Source organism: Glycomyces algeriensis, assembly GCF_027622855.1.
Classification (GTDB): domain Bacteria; phylum Actinomycetota; class Actinomycetes; order Mycobacteriales; family Micromonosporaceae; genus Glycomyces; species Glycomyces algeriensis.
Genome location: NZ_JAPZVR010000008.1, coordinates 33,085 through 50,959, shown reverse-complemented (window position 1 = coordinate 50,959; position 17,875 = coordinate 33,085). Strand labels below are relative to the sequence as shown.

The window sequence follows — 17,875 nt, the reverse complement described above, 5'->3', positions numbered from 1 at the left end:
ACTACTCCTCGGTCTCCGGAAGCGGCTCCCCGAAGTCGGGCGTGCCGTCCTCGTTCCAGCCGAACGGCTGCACCCGGCAGTGCCGATCGGGGTTGTCCAGCGGGTCGCCCACGATCTCCTCATACGCACGCGCATGGAACACCAGCAGGTCGTTCCCGTCCTCGTCCACCGTGAACGCGTTATGCCCGGGCCCGAAGATCCCGTTCGCCGCGTTCGTCGTGAACACCGGCTCCGGGTGCTTCGTCCACGAAGCAGGGTCCAGGAGGTCCGCATCCGCATCGGCGGTCAGCAGCCCCATGCAGTACTCGGCACCGGTACCGGACGCCGAGTAGGTGATGAAGACCCTGCCGTTGCGCACGATCGCGTAAGGCCCCTCGTTGACGGCGAACCGGATCGTCTCCCACGCCAGCTCCGGACGGGAGAGCTCCACCGGCGCGCCCTTGATCGTCCACGGGTCCGCGAGCTCGGCCAGGAACAGGCTCGTGTTCGACCCTTCCAGACCCGGGTCGTGCTGCGCCCAGCACAGGTAGCGGGCGCCGTTGTGCGCGAACGTCGTCGCATCCAGGGAGAACGAGTCGATCGGGGTCTCGATCTGCCCCTTCTCGGTCCACTCGCCGACCAGGGGGTCGGGGTTGCGGTTCTCGAGGACGTACATGCGGATCCGCCACACATCGGCGGTGGCCGACTCGGCCTCGCCCGCCGCGAAGTACACGTACCAGGCGCCGTCGATCCAGTGCAGCTCCGGAGCCCAGATGTGCGAACCCATCGGGCCCTCCGGGTGCTGGACCCAGATCGTCGTCTCCTCGGCATCGCGAAGCCCCAGCAGGGAGTCGGCCCCGCGCAGCACGATCCGGTCATAGGCAGGAACCGTGGCGGTGAAGTAGTACCGCCCGTCCGTGTGCCTGGTGATCTGCGGATCGGCGCGCTCGAGGATGAACGGGTTCGGGAGCTCAGCAACAGTCTTGTTATCGGTCACAACTGGCATGCTACAACTCCACCCGGAACGTCCCCGCAGGCTCCACCTCAGCCGCGCCCGCAGACTGGGACGCAAACCAGTCGACCAGCAACTCCACGTCCGAGCAGGCCACGTCGAACACCACCTCGGCACCGAACTCCACGTTGACAAGACGCACGTCCTCACGCAACCGCAGCAGACCCTCGATGCTCCCCGCCGGACCGTAATCCACCCGCACCGTCAAACGCTGCCAATGCGCCAACTCCACCGTCCCCGCCGCATCCACCGCAGCCGAGACCGCCCCACCGTACGCCCGCACCAACCCGCCCGCACCCAGCTTCACCCCACCGAAATAACGGGTCACCACCGCCAGCACATCAGTGAGACCACGCCCCCGCAACACCTCCAGCATCGGCACACCCGCAGTCCCCGCCGGCTCGCCGTCGTCACTGGAACGAGCCGACTGCCCGTCGTCCAGGACATAAGCCGTGCAGTTGTGCGACGCCTCCCAATGCAACCGCCGGTGCGCACCGATACGCTCCCGCGCTTCGGCATCGGACCCGACCCGGTAGAGCGTGCAGACGAACCGCGACCGGTTCACCACGGTCTCGGTCTCCGCGCTGGCGACGGCGAGCGTGCGCATGTCAGCCGACGACGCCGTGTTCCCAGGCCCACGCCGCGATGCCCACGCGGTTGCGGACCCCGAGCTTCGCGCGCACGGCCTCCAGGTGCGTCTTGACCGTGGAGACCGAGACGAACAGGGTCTCGGCGATCTCGGCGTTGGTCTTGCCGCGCGCCACGAGTTCCACGACGTCGAGTTCGCGCTCGGTCAGCACGTGTGAGGCCTTGGGCCCCTCGGGGACCGGCTCGGTGAGTCGCTCGAGGAGACGCACCGTCACGGACGGGGAGATGAGCGACTCGCCGCTCGCCGCGGCGCGGACCGCCTCGACCAGCAGGGTCGGCCCGGAGTCCTTGAGCAGGAACCCGGTCGCGCCCGAGCGCAGCGCGCCGTACACGTACTCGTCGGTGTCGAACGTGGTGACGACGACGATCCGCGGGGCGGTGCCGTTCGCCCCGGCCAGCAGCGTGCGGGTGGCCTCGAGCCCGTCCAGGCGCGGCATGCGGATGTCGAAGAGGCACACGTCCGGCTTGAGCCGCCGCGCCTCGGACACCGCGACCACCCCGTCCGGGGCGTCGGCCACCACTTCCATGTCGGGCTGGGCGTCGATGATGGCCCGGAACCCTGCCCGGACCATCTCCTGGTCGTCTGCGATCAGCACTCGGATTGCCACGCCCCGAGCCTAACCGGCTCCGGCCGCTAGGCGGCGGCGCCCGCCAGTTCGCGCTCGCGCACCACAGGCGCCTGCACCGGCTCGAGCTCGACCACGGGGGCCGGGCGGATCGGCGCCACGGCCGAGTCCGCGGCCTCGCGCTCGAGGACGGCCTGGCGGCGGGCCGACCGCTGCCGGATGGCGAAGGTCGTGGTCACCAGGAACAGCCAGGTGCCCTCGAGGAGGATCAGGCCCCAGTCGTGGCCGATGATCGCGGCGGTGAGCAGGATCGAGCAGGCGGAGATGACCAGCAGCAGCGAGGCCGGCTTGGTCGCGTGGATGCGGTGGGTCTGCAGGAGCAGGAAGTTGGTGATGTAGAGGAGCGCACCGATGATCTGGAACATGATGCGGATGTCGAAGTCGTGCATGAGGTTTCCTCGAAAGAACGAAAGGCAGGCAGGAAGGTGCCCCGCGCCGGCGATGGCGCGGTGGCGTCAAGGAGAAGAGAGGAGGAGGACCGAGGGGTTACAGGGTCGCGGCCGGATGGCCGCTCAGTCTGCTCCGCGCGCAGACCTCCATGACCGCCCCGCGCAGGATGCGCGTCTGGAGCGACCCGCAGATGCAGCGCGTCCACACCGTCACGCCCGAGGCGCTCCGGTGCCGGGACACGGTCGTCACCGGATCGTCGTCGGGCCAACCGCAAAACGGGCAGCACTGCATCACCGCGTCCTCCTTACAAGGCTTCGGGTTTCGTTCCAGGGATGAGCGCCGGCCGATACCGCCCGCAGCGGCATTCACGCACCGTTCTCACGCTCAATACGAGGTTAAGGTCCCAATCGTCCGGGCTACAACACCTCGGTGACGCTAGTTTGCGAAACTCATCGTGAAGCGAACACTTAAGCGATTGGGGCCACACCGTGATCGACCTGAGGAGACTGCACGTGCTGCGGGCGATCGCCCACCACGGCACCGTCTCCGGCGCGGCGAAAGCCCTGCACATGTCCACTTCAGCGGCGTCGCAGCAGATCCGGCTGCTCGCCAAGGACCTCGGGGTGTCGCTCCTCGAACCGGTCGGGCGCGGCGTCAGGCTCTCCTCGGCCGCGCAGGTCCTCATCGCCCACATCGACGCCATCGAGGCGATGTGGCGCCTGGCCGAGGCCGAACTCCAGGCCACCGAGGGCGAGCCGTCCGGGATGCTGCGCCTGTGCGGGTTCCCCACGGCCATCGCCACACTGCTGGCGCCGCTGGTCGACGCCGCCCGCGAGCGGTACCCCGCGCTCCAACTGCGGCTGCGCGAGGCCGAGGCCTCGGAATGCTTCGACCTGCTCTTCGCCGGGGAGGGCGACCTCGCGCTCGTCGAGGCCACGCCCGACAACCCGCCGCCCGAGGACATCCGCTTCGACGCCCAGACGGTCTTCAACGACCCCTTCGACCTCGTCGTGCCCGGCGGGCACTGGTGCGCCGAGAGCGAGGCGGTCGACCTGCGCGAACTCGAGCGCGAGCCGTGGATCATCGGCGTGCCCGGCTCCATGCACCGCCGCCACGTCCTCACCGCCTGCTCGAACGCCGGGTTCCGGCCCACGGTCACCGGCGAGGCGCGCGAGTGGAACGTCATCGCCGTCATGGTCGCCCACAAGATGGGCGTCGCGCTCATCCCCCGCCTCGTCGACCTCCCCCACCACCTCGACCTCGTGCGCGTCCCCGTCTCCGGGCCGTTCACCCCGTTCCGGCACTTCCAGGCCGTGACGCTCCGCGGAGGCGCGCGGCGCCCTTCCGTCGCGGCCGTCATGGACCTGCTGAACGAGCAGGTGCGCGCCGCAGAGGGCATCGGGCCGCTTCCGGAAACGCAGGCGTGAGCTGCGGCGCGGCCGCGTACACCAGTGCTGAGCTGGGCTAACCAGTGAACGTGATCGACCCTACTGGACACTGAACTCCGTTACGCTGAGCGAATGTTCGACTACGGCGGCGATCCCGCGCACACCGGCCCCCGGCACCTGCGCGTGCGCGGAGGCACCGCCCTGACCGGGTCGATCGACGTGAAGACCTCCAAGAACGCCGGGGTCGCACTCCTGTGCGCCAGCCTCCTCAACCGGGGCCCGACCGTGCTGCGGCGCGTCGCCCGCATCGAGGAGGTCAACCGCATCCTACGGGTCCTGGGCTCCATGGGCGTCGCCTACGAATGGCTCGGCCCCGACGGCGACCTGCGCCTCCAGCCGCCCGAACGCCTCGACCTCACCCGCATCGACGCGGACGCGGCCCGCCGCACCCGCTCGATCATCATGTTCCTCGGGCCGCTCCTGCACGACTACCCCGAGTTCGAGCTGCCCTTCGCCGGCGGCTGCGAACTGGGCGACCGCACCGTCGAACCGCACCTCACCGCCCTGCGCCGCTTCGGGCTCTCCGTCGAACGCTCGCAGGGCAGCTACCGGGCCACCGTCAAGGAGCACGTGGAGCGGCCCGGCACGATCGTCCTGACCGAACGCGGCGACACCGTGACCGCGAACGCGATCATGGCCGCCGCCCGCTTCCCCGACGTCACCGTCATCCGCAACGCCTCCTGCAACTACCAGGTGCAGGACCTGTGCTGGTACATCGAGAAGCTCGGCGTGCGCATCGACGGCGTCGGCACCACGACCCTCACCGTCTACGGCCGCGCCGAGATCGACACGACCGTGGACTACGCGCCCGCCGAGGACCCGATCGAGGCCTGGAGCCTCGTCTCGGCCGCGATCGTCACCGAATCCGAGATCACCGTGCGCCGCACTCCGATCGAGTTCGTGGAGATCGAGCTCGCCCTCGCCGAGGAGATGGGCCTGGCGTACTCCAGGAGCGACGAGTACCTGGCCGCCAACGGCCGCACCCGCCTGGTCGACCTCACCGTCCACCCCTCGCCCCTGCGCGCGGCGGCGGACAAGATCCACCCGATGCCCTTCCCGGGCCTCAACATCGACAACCTGCCGTTCTTCGCGGTCATCGCCTCCTGCGCCAAGGGCGGGACGATGATCCACGACTGGGTGTACGAGAACCGCGCGATCTACCTGACCGAGCTCAACCGGCTCGGCGCGAAGGTGCGGCTGCTCGACCCCCACCGGCTCCAGGTCGAAGGCCCGGTGCAATGGACCGGCGCCGAGGTCGTGTGCCCGCCCGCGCTGCGGCCGGCCGTGGTGCTCCTGCTCGCGATGCTGCGCGCGCAGGGCACCTCCGAACTGCGGCACGTCGACGTCATCCACCGCGGCTACGAGCAGCTCGCCCAGCGGCTCCAACTGCTCGGGGCCGAGATCGAGCCCTTCTGAACCACGGCGCGCAGAAGCACGGTCGCGGACCGAGCCCGACCGTATGTGACACTTCCACACATGAACATGCCGTCCGATGTGCCGCCGCAGACCTTTGCGCTCCTGAGCCTCGTCCAGGCCCACCTCAAGCACCTCGACAAGGTCGAAGGCGAGGTCATCGGCAGCCCCCAGTGGGAGGCGACCGTCGAGTCCACGAAGTCCGTGGTCGCCGCCAAGTCCCCCGGGCTGGCGATCACGGCCGCCGACATCCCGATGATCGTCGGCACCGGCTCCCCCGACCGCAAACGGCGCCTATACGCCACGATGCCCGTGGACCCCGACATCGCGGCCCTCGCGGACGAGTCCGAAGTGGCCCTGTTCGCCTACAACCGGCGCGGGCGCCTGCAGCCCGCCAACCGCACCGCGGTCAAATCGCAGGCGCGCGCCTGGTACCCGCCCGCGAAAGCCCTGGCCCCCATGCGGATCATCGACGACACCGTCTGGGAGCCCGTCGCCGCCGCGACCGGCGACAGCGGCCGCCCCGGCATCATGGAAGCCGCCGCCGGATGGCTCGTCCTCCTCGCGGTCATCGCATTCATCGCCGCCGCAGGCTATCTCGCCCTCTGGTTCTTCGACATCCTCTGACGCCCCTCGAGAGCGCCGCCTATGCCTCCCGTATTCGCTTGCTGAGCAGCGAAAACGGGAGGCTTTGTCCTTCTTGGCGAGTGCGCGGGCGAAGCCCGTGCTCGTGCTGCTCGACGACCGATCACGTTGACTGACAACGAGGTATTCTACCTCGGAGTCGATATATCTTGTTATTACTGCCATAATGGACGCATGCTGAAGATGGCCATTCTCGGATTCCTGCGGGACTTCCCGCTCCACGGCTACGACCTCAAGAATCGGGTCGCGAGCCTCGCCGGGCACGTCAGGCCGGTCGCCGACGGGACGCTCTACCCCACGATCAAGAAGCTCGAGGACGCGGAGTGCCTCACCCGGCGCACCGCGCCGGGGTCGGTCGCGGCGCCGCGCCACATGCTCGAGATCACCCAGTCGGGCACCGACCAGCTGCGCCGGTGGCTGCGCGACCCCGAGGCGGGGTTCATCACCGACGACAACAAGTGGTACGTGCTGCTCGCGTTCCTGCACCACCTGGAGAACCCGCGCGAGCAGGCGCTCGTGCTCGCGCGCCGGCGCGAGTTCCTCGACCAGCCCGCGCAGCTGTTCTTCGACGAGCAGGGCGTACCGATTCCGCCCGAGCGGCTCGACTCACCGTTCCGCAAGGGCCTCATGCAGATCCACCGGTCGACGAACCTCACGGAGATCGACTGGCTCGACCGCCAGATCGGCGAACTGAACCGCCGCGCCGGCTTCACCGCCTCGCGGTGACGCTCCGGGCGCGGCGGTGTCGCGCTAGCCGTTGAGGATCGTCGACAGGAGCACGAAGAAGATGACGATCAGGACGATCACAGCGGCGCCCGTGACCAGGACCGCCGGCTCCTGCGTCAGCGGTCGCTTCACAGGGTGCTGCGCCTGCGGCTGCTGGTAGGTCTGCTGCGGGGCCTGGGACGGCTGCGGGTAGTTCGTCTGGGGCGGCAGCATCTGCGGGGCCTGGACGGGCGCCTGGACCGGCGGGCGGGGCGCGGACATGTGCCCGGCGGGCGAGACGGGGCCGCCCGAGGTGGGGCGGGTCATCGGCTGCTCGGAGGGGGCCGGGCCGGAGGCGGCGCGCACGGCGCCTTCGACGACGACGGTCTCGGGCTGCTCGAAGGTCTGCGGCGGGACCCCCAGCTTGGAGTGGATGAGCTGGGAGATCGCGGGGATGCGCGAGGAGCCGCCGACGAGGAAGATGCCGACGAGGTCGGCCGGGTTCATGCGGGCGGCCTGGATCGCGCGCTGGAGGCAGTCCACGGTGCGTTCCAGCGGCGGGCGGGCGATCTCCTCGAACTCGGCGCGGGTCAGGTGGGCGTCGACCTCCAGCGCGGGCAGGTGGATGTCGGCGCTCGCGGTGCGCGAGAGGGTCTCCTTCGCGCCGCGCACGTCCTCGTAGAGCATGCGGCGGTAGCGGCGGTCGCGGTCGTCGGCGGGGCTGAGGAGGCGCTTCCAGTCGTCGGGGTGGGAGGCGCCGTAGGTCTTGCCGAGGTGCTCGACGATGCCGTGGTCGAAGTCGAGGCCGCCGATGTCGCCGATGCCCTCTTCCGCGAGGACCTCGAACCCGGTCTGGGTGCGGCGCACGACAGTGGCGTCGAAGGTGCCGCCGCCGAGGTCGTAGATCGCGAGCGAGCGCCCGGGCGGGACGGCGGTGCCGAGCACCGAGGTGAAGTAGGAGGCCGCGGCCACGGGCTCGGGGATGAGCTGGGGGGCGGGGAGTCCGGCGAGGCGGGCGGAGTCGACGAGGATGGAGCGGCGGCGCTCGCCCCAGCGGGCGGGGTGGGTGAGGCGGACCTGGCCGGGCATCTGGCCCGCCTGGCGCTGGGCCTCGAGGGCCACCTGCTGCAGCACGTATGCGAAGACCTGCGGCACCGGGATCTCGGAGGTGCCGAGGAACAGGGAGCCGTCGTCGATGCGGCGCTTCGGGTTCGGCTCGAAGCGGGCCGGGTCCATGCGGGCGTTGCGCTCGGCGTCGCGGCCGACGAGCATGCGGCCGTCGGAGTTGTAGTACACCGCCGAGGGCAGGATGGGGGCGCCGTCGAACAGCAGGGGTCGTACGCGTCCGTCGGCCGAACGCAGAACCGCAACGGTGTTCGAGGTTCCGAAGTCGATTCCAAGAACGTGCATGTGAATACTCCCTCTGGGCGACGCTTGCGAGCAGTGAACGCGTCTAGCCTGATGCACACCCTACTGGGCGCCTCCACGCCTGGTGCGACCCGTTCGGCGTTCACCGGTCCCCCGCGCCCCCTTCGCACCCGCCCGGCGAGAGCAGGCTGGACGGCGTTTACCAGGGGGATCCCGGGCGCGGAACGGGACGAGCGGCATCTCACGTGCTCGGTCGCGCGGATACCGACCGGTGTTGTGTCACACTTCAAGGGGACGTCCGTGGGCGGCCGCAGGAGCGCCGGGCCACACTTGGGGGTCCGCATCGCGACAGCGGCGCCCGGTACGGGCGGTGCCGGGAAGGATCCGGCCGCGTCCCGGCGTTGTACGAAGCGAAAACCCCAGGAATCGGCGTGATCGGCTGGGGAGAGAATGCGCAGGCCCAGGGCTGACCGGGCCGGCGAGCGTGTGGCAGAGCGATTGCTCCAGAGGAAGTGCAGGGGAACATGGGCGACAGAATGCTGAGGGGCTCCCGTCTCGGTGCCGTCAGCTACGAGTCTGACCGCAACACGGAGCTGGCCCCGCGCCAGACCCGCGACTACGTCTGCCCGCAGGGGCACCGCTTCGAGGTGCCGTTCGCGGTCGAAGCAGAGATCCCGCTGACGTGGGAGTGCCGTCTCGACGGCTCCACGGCCAAGCTGGTCGACGGCGAGGAGCCGGAGACCAAGAAGGTCAAGCCGCCGCGCACCCACTGGGACATGCTGCTGGAGCGCCGCTCGATGGAGGAGCTCGAGGAGATCCTCGACGAGCGCCTGCAGGAGATGCGCGCGCGTCGCGGCGAGCGCTAGCGAGCCGCCCGATAGCGCGGTCGAGGGCTAGCGAACGCGAGGCGCCCGTGATCGGGCGCCGATGAGGCTCACGGGCCCGGGTCGATGGACCTGGGCCCGTTTTTCGTGTCCCCGTACTTGACCGGCGCGTCCGCGTCGAAGCCGCGCTCGCCTGTCCTCACGTCGCCTGCGCTGCGCTCGTCGATCACTTCGCCGTCGATGACGTCCCCGCCGCCGAAGCGCATCACCGGGGCGCTCGCGGCGAGCCAGCGACCGAGGCCCCGGAAGATCAGCCGGGTGGGCGGGAAGAACAGGAGCAGGCCGACGAAGTCGGTGACGAACCCCGGGATGATGAGGCACACGGCACCGGCGATCACGTAGCCGTTCGGGAGCTCGCGGGTGGGGTCGCCGCCGGAGTTGAGGTAGTCGCGGGCGGCCCGGAAGGACTTCTTGCCCGCGTTCGTCACCAGGACCACGCCGAGCACGGTGGTGCCCACGGCGATGAGGATCGTGTAGAAGAAGCCGATGAGGTAGGCCAGGCCGAAGAAGGCGGCGGCCTCGGCGATGACCCAGGCGGCCAGCGCGAGCCGGAAGGCGAGCGGAGCGCGTTTGGGCGCCGCGGGAGGCTGCTGCTGGTACGTCACCCTTCGATTCTGCCACGCCGGAGGGCGCTCTTGAGTTGGCGTGCGCGGTGGGCCAGGCCCCAGCGGCTCACGTTCCAAAGGGCCTCAACGGTGATGGCGCCGCTCATCTTGGAGGCGCCGGCGCGGCGCTCGGTGAAGACGATGGGGACTTCGCGGATGTCGAAGCCGGCTTTGACGGCGCGCCAGGTGAGGTCGATCTGGAAGCAGTAGCCGACGGAGTTGACGGTGTCGAGCTGGAGTTTCTGGAGGCCGTCGAGGCGGTAGGCGCGGTAGCCGGCGGTGACGTCCTTGACGCGCAGGCCGAGCATGGCGCGGGTGAAGACGCCGGCGCCGCGGGAGAGGAGGAGGCGGTGGCGGGCCCAGTTGCGGACGGCGCCGCCGGGGATGTAGCGGGAGCCGATGGCGACGTCGGCGCCGTCGTCGAGGGCGGCGAGGAGCCGGGGCAGGTCGGCGGGGTCGTGGGAGCCGTCGGCGTCCATTTCGACGACGGTGCGGTAACCGCGCTGCGCGGCCCAGTCGAAGGCGGCGAGGTAGGCGGCGCCGAGGCCCTGTTTCTGGGGTCGGTGGAGGACGTGGACGCGGTCGTGGGCGGCGGCGAGGGCGTCGGCGATGTCGCCGGTGCCGTCGGGCGAGGAGTCGTCGACGATGAGGATGTCGATGCGGTCGCAGCCGGTGAGGGCGAGGTCGACGGTGGTCTCGATGTTGTCGCGCTCGTTGTACGTCGGAATGGCCACAATGGCCGGACTGGTGTCAGTGCCGGCGGGGCACCGGTCCGGTTGCTGGCTCATGGCTTCGGCTTTCTAGGTCTGGCTGCGGCGGTGCTTGAGGTTGGTCAAGATGGCGCAGGCCAGGGCCACCAGTGCCGCTCCGGTGAGGACCGCTTCAGGAAGGATACCCACTGTGGAGGCAGGAGTCGAGCGGTCAGAGAGGGTCAGATCCGATTGGATGACGGCGGCGGTGTTGAACTCGGTGGCCTGGGAGACCTCGCCGGTGTGGCTGGTGAAGGCGGAGACGCCGACGGTGGAGGCCATGAGGCCGTCGCGGCCGTGCTCGATGGAGCGGAGGGCGACCATGGCGAGCTGCTGCTGGGCCTCGTTGGTGTCGAAGGTGGCGTTGTTGGTGCCGACGGCCATGAGTTGGGCGCCGTCGCGGACGGAGTCGCGGGTCTCGGCGTCGAAGGCGATCTCGAAGCAGATGAGGCCGGTGAGGGTGTAGTCGCCGACCTCGACGATGCCGGCGTTCTGGCCGTGCTCGAATCCGGCGACGTTGTCGAGGCCTTCGGACATGCGCGGGTCGATCCATCCGGCGACGGTGCTGAAGAAGCCCTTGTAGGGGACGTATTCGGCGAAGGGCACGGGGTGGCGCTTGGAGTACATGTAGACCGGGCCGTCTTCGGGGTCCCAGACGATGGTCATGTTCGAGCGGGTGCCGTCCTCGTTGTGGACGATGCCGCCGAGGACGATGGGCGTGTCGATCGCGGCGGCGGCCTCGCTGATGAGGTCGTAGGCGTCCTGGTTGGCGAGGGGGTCGATGTCGGAGGCGTTCTCGGGCCACATGACGAGGTCGGGGCGTTCGGCGCGGCCTTCGTCGACGTCGGCGGCGAGGTCGAGGGTGGCCTGCACGTGGTTGTCGAGGACCGCGCGGCGCTGCTCGTTGAAGCTGAGGCCCAGGCGCGGGACGTTCCCTTGGACGACCGCGACGTTGACGGTGTCGCCGTCGGGGGCGGTCGCGTTGACCGGCAGGGCCAGGGGGGCCAGCGCGGTCAGGGCCGCGGCGGCGGTGAAGGCGGCGGCCTTGCGGATCCCGGCGCCGCGAGGGGCGTCCTGGGGGCCCTGGAGGTGCCTGCCGAGCGCGAAGCCCGCGGCGAGGAGGAGGCCGCCGGAGAGGGCGACGAGGAAGCTCAGGAAGGGGGCGCCGCCGAGCCAGATGGCGGCCGCGGTGGGCGATTCGGCTTGGCTGAAGGCGAGGTTGCCCCAGGGGAAGCCGCCGAAGGGCTGGCGTGAGCGCAGGGCCTCTTCGGCGACCCAGGCGACGCCGGTGAGGGGCGCGAGGGTCCAGCGGCGGGTGTCGACGAGGCGCGAGCAGGCGGCGAGGAACATGCCGAGCAGGCCCATGCCGAGTGCTTCGAGCGCGCACAGGAACAGCCAGGGCCACTGGCCGACCTGCGTGGAGGACCAGGCGAGGAGGGGCAGGAAGAACGCCATCCCATAGACGAAACCAATGCCGAAGGCGGCGCCGAGGCCGCCGGGGGCGCGGCGGTGGACGGCGGCGCCGAATCCGGCGACGGAGACGGCCGCGAGGGGCCAGGCGCCGTAGGGCGGGAAGGCGAGGACGGCCAGGAGGCCGGAGGCGATCGCGAGCACGAGCGCGGCGGGGAGGGTGAGACGGCGGCCGAGCGGGGAGTCGGTCAGCAGGAGCGGGCGGCGCTTGGGCGCGGGAGGCGTCGCCTCGGGCGCGGGGGCGGCGTCGCGGTCGTCGTCGATCACGGTGCTCAAGTAGGGCGCTCCTCGCTGGTACGCGGTGCCGGGCCACGGCTGCGGCGAGGGGCCCTCGCCTTCGGGGCTCTAGCCTACTTCGGGTATGGCAAAGGGGCGTAGCTGTGTCCGGCTACGCCCCTCGCACGGGTTTCTCCCAGTCCCTGTACGGCCGGTGTCCCCTGCCGCGTCAGCTGGTGATCTTCGGACCAACTCGCACCCGTCTGGCTGAGCGTCTACGAGCTGTTGTCTAGGGATCTCCTGCGTCTGCTGCGGGTCCACCACCGGCGACCGGCCCGCCTTCCTCCGCCGACCCCCGCGATCTGGACCTGGCCGCCGGTAGCAGTGCGGCCGCGCTGCCACCTTGTCCAGTCTGCGTGGGAGCAAAGCAAGTCGAGTCGCCCCCGACGTTCGGCGGGCTTCCGTTTCCGGTCGTCCGCCGAGGACCAGACCACCGTAAGCCAAACTGCGCCGATGGCGTCAACCGGGTCGGAATTTTGGTTCCACAAATTTTCTCGCGTCAGTGGTCGCGCGGAGTCGGCGCTGGCCAGGCAGCCGACCAGATCAGCTGGCCGTCGGCGACGGTCATCGAGCACTTCGGATCGGGGACGTGCGGGTCGCTCAGGTCTGGAAGTCCCCCGTCCGTGAGCTCCCACACCGCGAAATTCGCGCGGGTGTGCGGGGCGAGCGCCCCGGCGTCGTCCACCCCCAGGGCCCTCCAGCCGCCTCTGGTGGCCGCGGTGAAGGCCGCGGCCATCGCGAGCCGCGAAACCGGGTTGCGGTGGCGCACGGCGGCTCTCACGCCGCCCCAGGGGTCCAGGGCGGTCACCGGGGCGTCGGATCCGAAGGCGAGCGGGACGCCGACGCCGGCGAGTTTCGAGAACGGGTTCGCGGCGAGGGCCCGCTCGCGCCCGAGCCGGGTCGCGTACATGCCGTCGGGGCCGCCCCAGGCGGCGTCGAACGCGGGCTGCACGGAGGCGTGGACGCCGTGGTGGACCATGCGGGCGATGAGCGCGGCGTCGAGCAGTTCGGCGTGCTCGATCCGGTGGCGCGCATGGCGGATCGCGTCGAGCCCGAGCACGGGCTCGACGGCGTCCAGACCTGCGAGGACGTTGGCGATCGCGCCGTCGCCGATGGCGTGGAACGCCGCGGGCAGGCCCGCCTCGTGGCAGTCGAGGAGGTGCGCGGCGACGTCGGCGGCGGTCAGGTACTCGGCGCCGAGGGTGTCGGCGTCGCGGTAGGGCTCGCGCAGGAACGCGGTGCGGGCGCCGAGGGAGCCGTCGGCGGAGAGGTCGCCGCCGCAGCCGTGGGCGCCGAGGTCGCGGGCCTTCGCGGCGGCGCGCAGCTCTCCCCACCAGCCGTGCACGGAGGGGTTGCCGGGCTGCTGCCCGAGCTCGACGAGGCCTTGGAACTCCTTCTCCCCCAAGGGGTCGGCCGCGACCGGTATGAAGTGCTCGACGACGGCGGCGATGCCGCTGCGGGCGGCGCGGGCCAGCGCGTACTCGGCGAGCGCGAGGCGCTGGCTGACGGGGACGCGGGCGCCGAGGGTGGCGCGGGCGGCCTTGTGGGCGGCGCGGGTGAGCACGCCGGAGGGGTCGTAGCCGTCGTGTGCGGCGAGTTCGGGGTGCTCGGCGAGGAGGCGGGGGGTGGCGATGCCGGTGTGGCCGCAGGCGCGCGAGAGGTAGGCGACGCGTCCGCCGGCGGCGCGTTCGATCGCTTCGCCGGTCGGGAGGGCGGGGTCGTCCCAGGTGGTCTCGTCCCAGCCTCCGGCGAGGATGAGCGCGTCGGCGGGGGCGGTGCGGGCGAAGGCGTCGAGGTGGTCGAGGACGGCGGCGGCGGAGCGGTCGGCGGCGAAGTGCAGGCCCGCGAGGGCGCCGCCGGTGGCGGTGAGGTGCACGTGGGAGTCGACGAACGCGGGGGTCACGAGCCCGCCGCCGAGGTCTTCGGTGCGGTCGGCGGCGGGTGCGTCGGCTTCGGGGCCGACCCAGGTGATGCGGTCGGCGACGGTGAGCAGGGCCGTGGCGGCGGGACTCGTCGGACTGAGCACGCGGCCGCCGCGCCACAGGACGCGCTCGGCCGTTGCGGGAACGGTCTTCTGGAGGAGGCTCATGCCTCCCATGATGTCAGTCGACGGGGTGCAGGACGCGGTGGAGGAAGCTGCGGGCCCGTTCGGTCTTGGGGTTGGCGAGGACGTCGGCGGGCGGCCCGGATTCGACGATGACGCCGCCGTCGAGGAACAGCACGCGGTCGGCGACCTCGCGGGCGAAGCTCATCTCGTGGGTGACCACGAGCATCGTCATGCCTTCGGCCGCTAGGCCTTTCATGACGGCGAGGACTTCGCCGACGATCTCGGGGTCGAGGGCGCTGGTGGGTTCGTCGAAGAGCATGAGCCGGGGTTTGACGGCGAGGGCGCGGGCGATGGCGACGCGCTGCTGCTGCCCGCCGGACAGCTGCGAGGGCTTGGCCTGCTCCTTGCCTTCGATGCCGACCTCGGCGAGGAGCCGCCGGGCCTCGGCGACGGCTTTCGCCTTGGGGATCTTGCAGACGCGCACCTGCGGCACGACGAGGTTGTCGAGGATCGTCATGTGGCTGAACAGGTTGAAGTGCTGGAACACCATGCCGATGTCGCGGCGGGCGAGGTCCAGGTCGGCGTCGCGGGCGGTCAAGTCGTGGCCGGCCGCGACGATGGTGCCCTCGGTGGGGGTCTCCAGGAGGTTGACGCAGCGCAGGAGCGTGGACTTGCCGGACCCGGAGGGGCCGATGAGGCACACGACCTCGCCTTCGGCGATCTGGAGGTCGATGCCCTTGAGGACCTCGTTGTCGCCGAATCGCTTGTGCAGGCCCTGGATCTCGACGATCGGGGTCGCTTCGGTGTTCATCGGGCTTCTCCTCGCTTCTCCAGGCGGCGGGCCAGCAGACCGAGGGGGATGGTCAGCAGCAGGTAGAGCAGGCCGCCGACGAGCAGCGGGGTGGCGTTGGCCTCCGACGTGAGCTCGTTGCGGGCGAACTTGGACAGCTCCATGGTCGCGGTGGTGACGCCGAGGACGAACACGAGGCTGGAGTCCTTGGTGAGCATCACGAGCTCGTTGGTGAGGGGCGGGATGACGATCCGCAGGGCCTGCGGCAGGACCACGGTGATCATGGTGCGGGTGTGGCTCATGCCCAGCGACCTGGCGGCCTCGACCTGGCCCTTGGGGACGGCCTGGATGCCGGCGCGGACGCTCTCGGCGATGTAGGCCGAGGAGGTGAGGCCCAGGCCGATGGCGACCTGGCCGTAGACCCCGCCGGGGTACTGGATGCCCGGGAAGGCCGCCGGCACGCCGAAGCCGACGAGGAACAGCACGAGCAGTGCGGGCAGGCCGCGGAAGACCTCGACGTAGGCGGTGGCGAACCACCGGTAGGGGCCGAAGTCCGAGACTCGCATGAGCGCGATCGGGACGCCGACGACCATGCCGAACACGAACGCGAGCAGGGTGTAGACGATCGTGTTCCAGAACGGCGTCCACACCTCGGGGAACATCGCGGCGGCGATGTCGACCTGGAAGAAGGAGTCGGCGATGCGGCCCCAGTCGGCCACGACCGCCAGCGCGATCACGACGGCGGCGACGACGGCGTACTGGATGCCGCGGGAGAGGCGGCGGCGCTGGGTCGGCGTCATGCGCCGTTCGGTGGCTTCGGTTGCGGCGCCCACTACTGACCGGCGTCCCCGGTGTAGGGCTCGCCGATCCACTTCTCGTACAGCTCGGCGTAGGTGCCGTCCTCGAAGGCCTCCTTGAGCATGGCGTTGACCTCGTCGAGGAGCTCGGTGTCGTCCTTCTGGACGGCGAAGCCGTAGTGCTCCTCGGTCTCGATGGGCTGCACGAGGGTGAGTTCGGGGGTGTTGGCGATCATGGCGTTCCAGGTGGCGAGGTCGGCGATGGAGGCGTCGACGCTGCCGGAGGTGAGCGCGGAGGCGATGTCGCCCATGGTCTCGAAGGCGACGGGCTCGTAGCCGTACTCCTCGGCGTGGTCGTTGGTCCAGGTCTCGCCGGTGGTGCCGGACTGGACGGCGACCCGCATGCCGGAGAGGTCCTCGAGGGCGGCGACGCTCGACCCGCCGGGGACGACGAGTGCCTGGTCGGCGCGGTAGTAGGCCTCGGACATGCCCATGGCCTCCTGGCGCTCCTCGGTGATGGAGAGGCCGGCGGCGGCGATGTCGCAGGTGCCGGCGTTCAGGGCCGAGCCGGAGCCGATGGAGTCGAAGTCGATCTCGACGACCTCGACGGTCTGGTCGAGCCGCTCGGCGAGGAGGTTCATGAGGTCCATGTCGAAGCCGACGTAGTCGCTGCCGTCCATGTACTCGAACGGCTCGAACGGGACGTTCGTGCAGACGGTCAGGGTGGAGTCGTCGCCGGAGTCCGACGTGCAGGCGGCGCCGGCCAGACCGGTCCCGATCAGGGCCAGTGCGGCGGCGGCGCGGCGGGCGTTGGTGTTCACCTGAGGGCTCCTCATAGTTCGCTGATGCGCCGATCATTCCGGCCGGACACCCCCATCGTTGTTCCAGCCGGTGGAAAATGTGGCAGGTTTCGCACTAAATCAAGGGGTCGAAGCGGCGTTCTCACGCTGTGTCGCGGCACGGCGGAGCCGATTCGCGGTTCGCATGGTCCGCGAGGGTGCTTGCGGACCGACAATGTGCACAGTCGTGAGACAGTGGTGGGCATGCTGATGCTCATCGACGCCGCCTCGCTGTGGTACCGCGCCTACTACGGGCTCCCCTCCTCGATCAAGGCTCCGGACGGGCGGCGCTCGGGGGCGGTGCGGGGCTTCTTCGACGGCTTGGCCGTGCTGGCGCGCAAGTACGAGCCCACCGGCATGGTGTGCTGCCTGGAGGGGAACTGGCGGCCGGACTGGCGGATCGACCTGATGCCCGGGTACAAGGCCGCGCGGGCGCTCCCGGACGGCTCCGAGGACACCCCGGAGGGCATGGACGACCAGGTCGCGGCCATCGAAGCGCTGCTGCCGGCCCTGGGCATCGCGACGGCGACGCACCCGGAGTACGAAGCGGACGACGTGATCGCGACGCTCGCGGCGCGCACCGCCGAACCGGTGCTGGTGGTGACCGGCGACCGGGACCTGTTCCAGCTCGTCGACGACGAGCGCGACCGCAAGGTCGTATACCTCGCGCGCGGGATATCTAAAGCAGAATTGTTCGGCGGCGAGGCGGTCGCGACGAAGTTCGGCGTGGCCCCGGCGCACTACGTGGACTTCGCGGTGCTGCGCGGCGACCCGTCCGACGGGCTCCCGGGCGTCAAGGGCATCGGCGCGAAGACCGCCGTCACGCTCGTGAACACCTTCGGCGGCATCGCGGGTCTCAAGGCGGCTGCGGCCGACGACGGCTCGGACCTGCCCGACCGCCAGCGCAAGGCGATCATCGAGGCGGGCGACTACCTCGACAGGGCGGTCAGGGCCTCCACGGTGGTGGCGGACGTCGACGTCCCCCTGATCGACGCGACCCTGCCGAAGGCCCCGAAGGACCCCGCGCAGGTCGAAGCCCTCGCGGCAGCATGGGGCGTCGGCTCGGCCCTCAAGCGGTTCCACGAGGCGATCGAAGCCCCGGTCCACTAGCCCGGTATCAAGCGTTTTCGCAGTTCAGGTCTGTTGTCGTACCCGTATGGGACAGTAGCCTTATTTCACTGGTA

At 70.5% G+C, this 17,875-nt stretch carries 19 protein-coding genes; 6 read left to right on the top strand and 13 right to left on the bottom strand.

Annotated elements, in window-relative coordinates:
* Nucleotide 1: 1 nt before the first annotated feature.
* The 5 genes from O2L52_RS16055 to O2L52_RS16035 form a co-directional block, all read right to left on the bottom strand.
* Nucleotides 2–985: a glycoside hydrolase family 43 protein gene (locus O2L52_RS16055; RefSeq protein ID WP_344473903.1), complete on the bottom strand. Its 984-nt coding sequence runs from the start codon at nt 983–985 to the stop codon at nt 2–4.
* Nucleotide 986: 1 nt separating this feature from the next.
* Nucleotides 987–1,598 carry an IMPACT family protein gene (locus O2L52_RS16050; protein ID WP_270116721.1) on the bottom strand — a complete coding sequence of 204 codons (612 nt, stop codon included), beginning with the start codon at nt 1,596–1,598 and terminating at the stop codon, nt 987–989.
* A 1-nt stretch (nt 1,599) separates the two neighbouring features.
* Nucleotides 1,600–2,247, bottom strand: a complete 648-nt coding sequence (locus O2L52_RS16045; protein ID WP_270116719.1) for a response regulator — start codon at nt 2,245–2,247, stop codon at nt 1,600–1,602.
* A 26-nt stretch (nt 2,248–2,273) separates the two neighbouring features.
* Nucleotides 2,274–2,654: a hypothetical protein gene (locus O2L52_RS16040; protein ID WP_270116718.1), complete on the bottom strand. Its 381-nt coding sequence runs from the start codon at nt 2,652–2,654 to the stop codon at nt 2,274–2,276.
* A gap of 97 nt (nt 2,655–2,751) precedes the next feature.
* Nucleotides 2,752–2,904 (bottom strand): hypothetical protein, encoded by a 153-nt coding sequence (locus O2L52_RS16035; RefSeq protein ID WP_270116717.1) that lies wholly within the window; start codon nt 2,902–2,904, stop codon nt 2,752–2,754.
* 239 nt (nt 2,905–3,143) lie between these two features.
* On the opposite strand from O2L52_RS16035, the gene O2L52_RS16030 reads away from it, so the two are divergent.
* The 4 genes from O2L52_RS16030 to O2L52_RS16015 all read left to right on the top strand — a co-directional run bounded on the left by O2L52_RS16030 (nt 3,144) and on the right by O2L52_RS16015 (nt 6,887).
* Nucleotides 3,144–4,082, top strand: coding sequence for a LysR family transcriptional regulator (locus O2L52_RS16030; RefSeq protein WP_270116716.1), 939 nt, complete (start codon nt 3,144–3,146; stop codon nt 4,080–4,082).
* Between the two features lie 93 nt (nt 4,083–4,175).
* The gene (locus O2L52_RS16025) at nt 4,176–5,519 is read left to right on the top strand and encodes a UDP-N-acetylglucosamine 1-carboxyvinyltransferase (RefSeq protein ID WP_270116715.1); all 1,344 of its coding nucleotides are present in this window, start codon (nt 4,176–4,178) and stop codon (nt 5,517–5,519) included.
* A gap of 60 nt (nt 5,520–5,579) precedes the next feature.
* A complete protein-coding gene (locus O2L52_RS16020; RefSeq protein ID WP_270116714.1) occupies nt 5,580–6,143 on the top strand; it encodes a hypothetical protein in 564 nt (187 codons plus the stop codon).
* 192 nt (nt 6,144–6,335) lie between these two features.
* Entirely contained in the window at nt 6,336–6,887 is a 552-nt protein-coding gene (locus tag O2L52_RS16015; RefSeq protein ID WP_270116713.1) for a PadR family transcriptional regulator, read from the top strand.
* Nucleotides 6,888–6,911: 24 nt separating this feature from the next.
* Here the strand turns inward: O2L52_RS16015 and O2L52_RS16010 are convergent, their stop codons facing one another.
* Nucleotides 6,912–8,276, bottom strand: coding sequence for an Hsp70 family protein (locus O2L52_RS16010; protein WP_270116711.1), 1,365 nt, complete (start codon nt 8,274–8,276; stop codon nt 6,912–6,914).
* A gap of 482 nt (nt 8,277–8,758) precedes the next feature.
* Between O2L52_RS16010 and O2L52_RS16005 the strand changes: the two genes are divergently transcribed.
* Complete coding sequence (locus O2L52_RS16005) at nt 8,759–9,100, top strand: RNA polymerase-binding protein RbpA (RefSeq protein ID WP_205327476.1); 342 nt, start codon at nt 8,759–8,761, stop codon at nt 9,098–9,100.
* Between the two features lie 68 nt (nt 9,101–9,168).
* Here the strand turns inward: O2L52_RS16005 and O2L52_RS16000 are convergent, their stop codons facing one another.
* From O2L52_RS16000 to O2L52_RS15970, 7 genes are all read right to left on the bottom strand, one after another.
* A complete protein-coding gene (locus tag O2L52_RS16000; RefSeq protein ID WP_270116710.1) occupies nt 9,169–9,723 on the bottom strand; it encodes an FxsA family protein in 555 nt (184 codons plus the stop codon).
* A complete protein-coding gene (locus O2L52_RS15995; RefSeq protein WP_270116707.1) occupies nt 9,720–10,511 on the bottom strand; it encodes a polyprenol monophosphomannose synthase in 792 nt (263 codons plus the stop codon). The genes O2L52_RS16000 and O2L52_RS15995 overlap by 4 nt, the downstream gene beginning before the upstream one ends.
* A 12-nt stretch (nt 10,512–10,523) precedes the next feature.
* Nucleotides 10,524–12,209 carry an apolipoprotein N-acyltransferase gene (gene lnt / locus O2L52_RS15990; protein WP_270116883.1) on the bottom strand — a complete coding sequence of 562 codons (1,686 nt, stop codon included), beginning with the start codon at nt 12,207–12,209 and terminating at the stop codon, nt 10,524–10,526.
* Nucleotides 12,210–12,717: 508 nt separating this feature from the next.
* Nucleotides 12,718–14,307: an amidohydrolase gene (locus O2L52_RS15985; protein ID WP_270116705.1), complete on the bottom strand. Its 1,590-nt coding sequence runs from the start codon at nt 14,305–14,307 to the stop codon at nt 12,718–12,720.
* A gap of 13 nt (nt 14,308–14,320) precedes the next feature.
* On the bottom strand, nt 14,321–15,076 hold the full coding sequence (locus O2L52_RS15980; RefSeq protein ID WP_270116703.1) for an amino acid ABC transporter ATP-binding protein: 756 nt from the start codon (nt 15,074–15,076) through the stop codon (nt 14,321–14,323).
* Nucleotides 15,073–15,855, bottom strand: coding sequence for an amino acid ABC transporter permease (locus O2L52_RS15975; RefSeq protein ID WP_270116701.1), 783 nt, complete (start codon nt 15,853–15,855; stop codon nt 15,073–15,075). The genes O2L52_RS15980 and O2L52_RS15975 overlap by 4 nt, the downstream gene beginning before the upstream one ends.
* A 32-nt stretch (nt 15,856–15,887) precedes the next feature.
* The gene (locus O2L52_RS15970; protein WP_270116700.1) at nt 15,888–16,673 is read right to left on the bottom strand and encodes a transporter substrate-binding domain-containing protein; all 786 of its coding nucleotides are present in this window, start codon (nt 16,671–16,673) and stop codon (nt 15,888–15,890) included.
* 222 nt (nt 16,674–16,895) lie between these two features.
* Between O2L52_RS15970 and O2L52_RS15965 the strand changes: the two genes are divergently transcribed.
* A complete protein-coding gene (locus O2L52_RS15965) occupies nt 16,896–17,801 on the top strand; it encodes a 5'-3' exonuclease (protein WP_270116699.1) in 906 nt (301 codons plus the stop codon).
* Nucleotides 17,802–17,875 lie beyond the last annotated feature (74 nt).

Excerpts from the sequence above, each read along its gene's own strand:
- O2L52_RS16055 (WP_344473903.1), bottom strand. The coding sequence starts at position 985 with ATGCCAGTTGTGACCGATAACAAGACTGTTGCTGAGCTCCCGAACCCG.
- O2L52_RS16050 (WP_270116721.1), bottom strand. The coding sequence starts at position 1,598 with ATGCGCACGCTCGCCGTCGCCAGCGCGGAGACCGAGACCGTGGTGAAC.
- O2L52_RS16040 (WP_270116718.1), bottom strand. The coding sequence starts at position 2,654 with ATGCACGACTTCGACATCCGCATCATGTTCCAGATCATCGGTGCGCTC.
- O2L52_RS16025 (WP_270116715.1), top strand. The coding sequence starts at position 4,176 with ATGTTCGACTACGGCGGCGATCCCGCGCACACCGGCCCCCGGCACCTG.
- O2L52_RS16020 (WP_270116714.1), top strand. The coding sequence starts at position 5,580 with ATGAACATGCCGTCCGATGTGCCGCCGCAGACCTTTGCGCTCCTGAGC.
- O2L52_RS16015 (WP_270116713.1), top strand. The coding sequence starts at position 6,336 with ATGCTGAAGATGGCCATTCTCGGATTCCTGCGGGACTTCCCGCTCCAC.
- O2L52_RS16010 (WP_270116711.1), bottom strand. The coding sequence starts at position 8,276 with ATGCACGTTCTTGGAATCGACTTCGGAACCTCGAACACCGTTGCGGTT.
- O2L52_RS16005 (WP_205327476.1), top strand. The coding sequence starts at position 8,759 with ATGGGCGACAGAATGCTGAGGGGCTCCCGTCTCGGTGCCGTCAGCTAC.
- O2L52_RS15995 (WP_270116707.1), bottom strand. The coding sequence starts at position 10,511 with ATGAGCCAGCAACCGGACCGGTGCCCCGCCGGCACTGACACCAGTCCG.
- O2L52_RS15985 (WP_270116705.1), bottom strand. The coding sequence starts at position 14,307 with ATGAGCCTCCTCCAGAAGACCGTTCCCGCAACGGCCGAGCGCGTCCTG.
- O2L52_RS15980 (WP_270116703.1), bottom strand. The coding sequence starts at position 15,076 with ATGAACACCGAAGCGACCCCGATCGTCGAGATCCAGGGCCTGCACAAG.
- O2L52_RS15975 (WP_270116701.1), bottom strand. The coding sequence starts at position 15,855 with ATGACGCCGACCCAGCGCCGCCGCCTCTCCCGCGGCATCCAGTACGCC.
- O2L52_RS15965 (WP_270116699.1), top strand. The coding sequence starts at position 16,896 with ATGCTGATGCTCATCGACGCCGCCTCGCTGTGGTACCGCGCCTACTAC.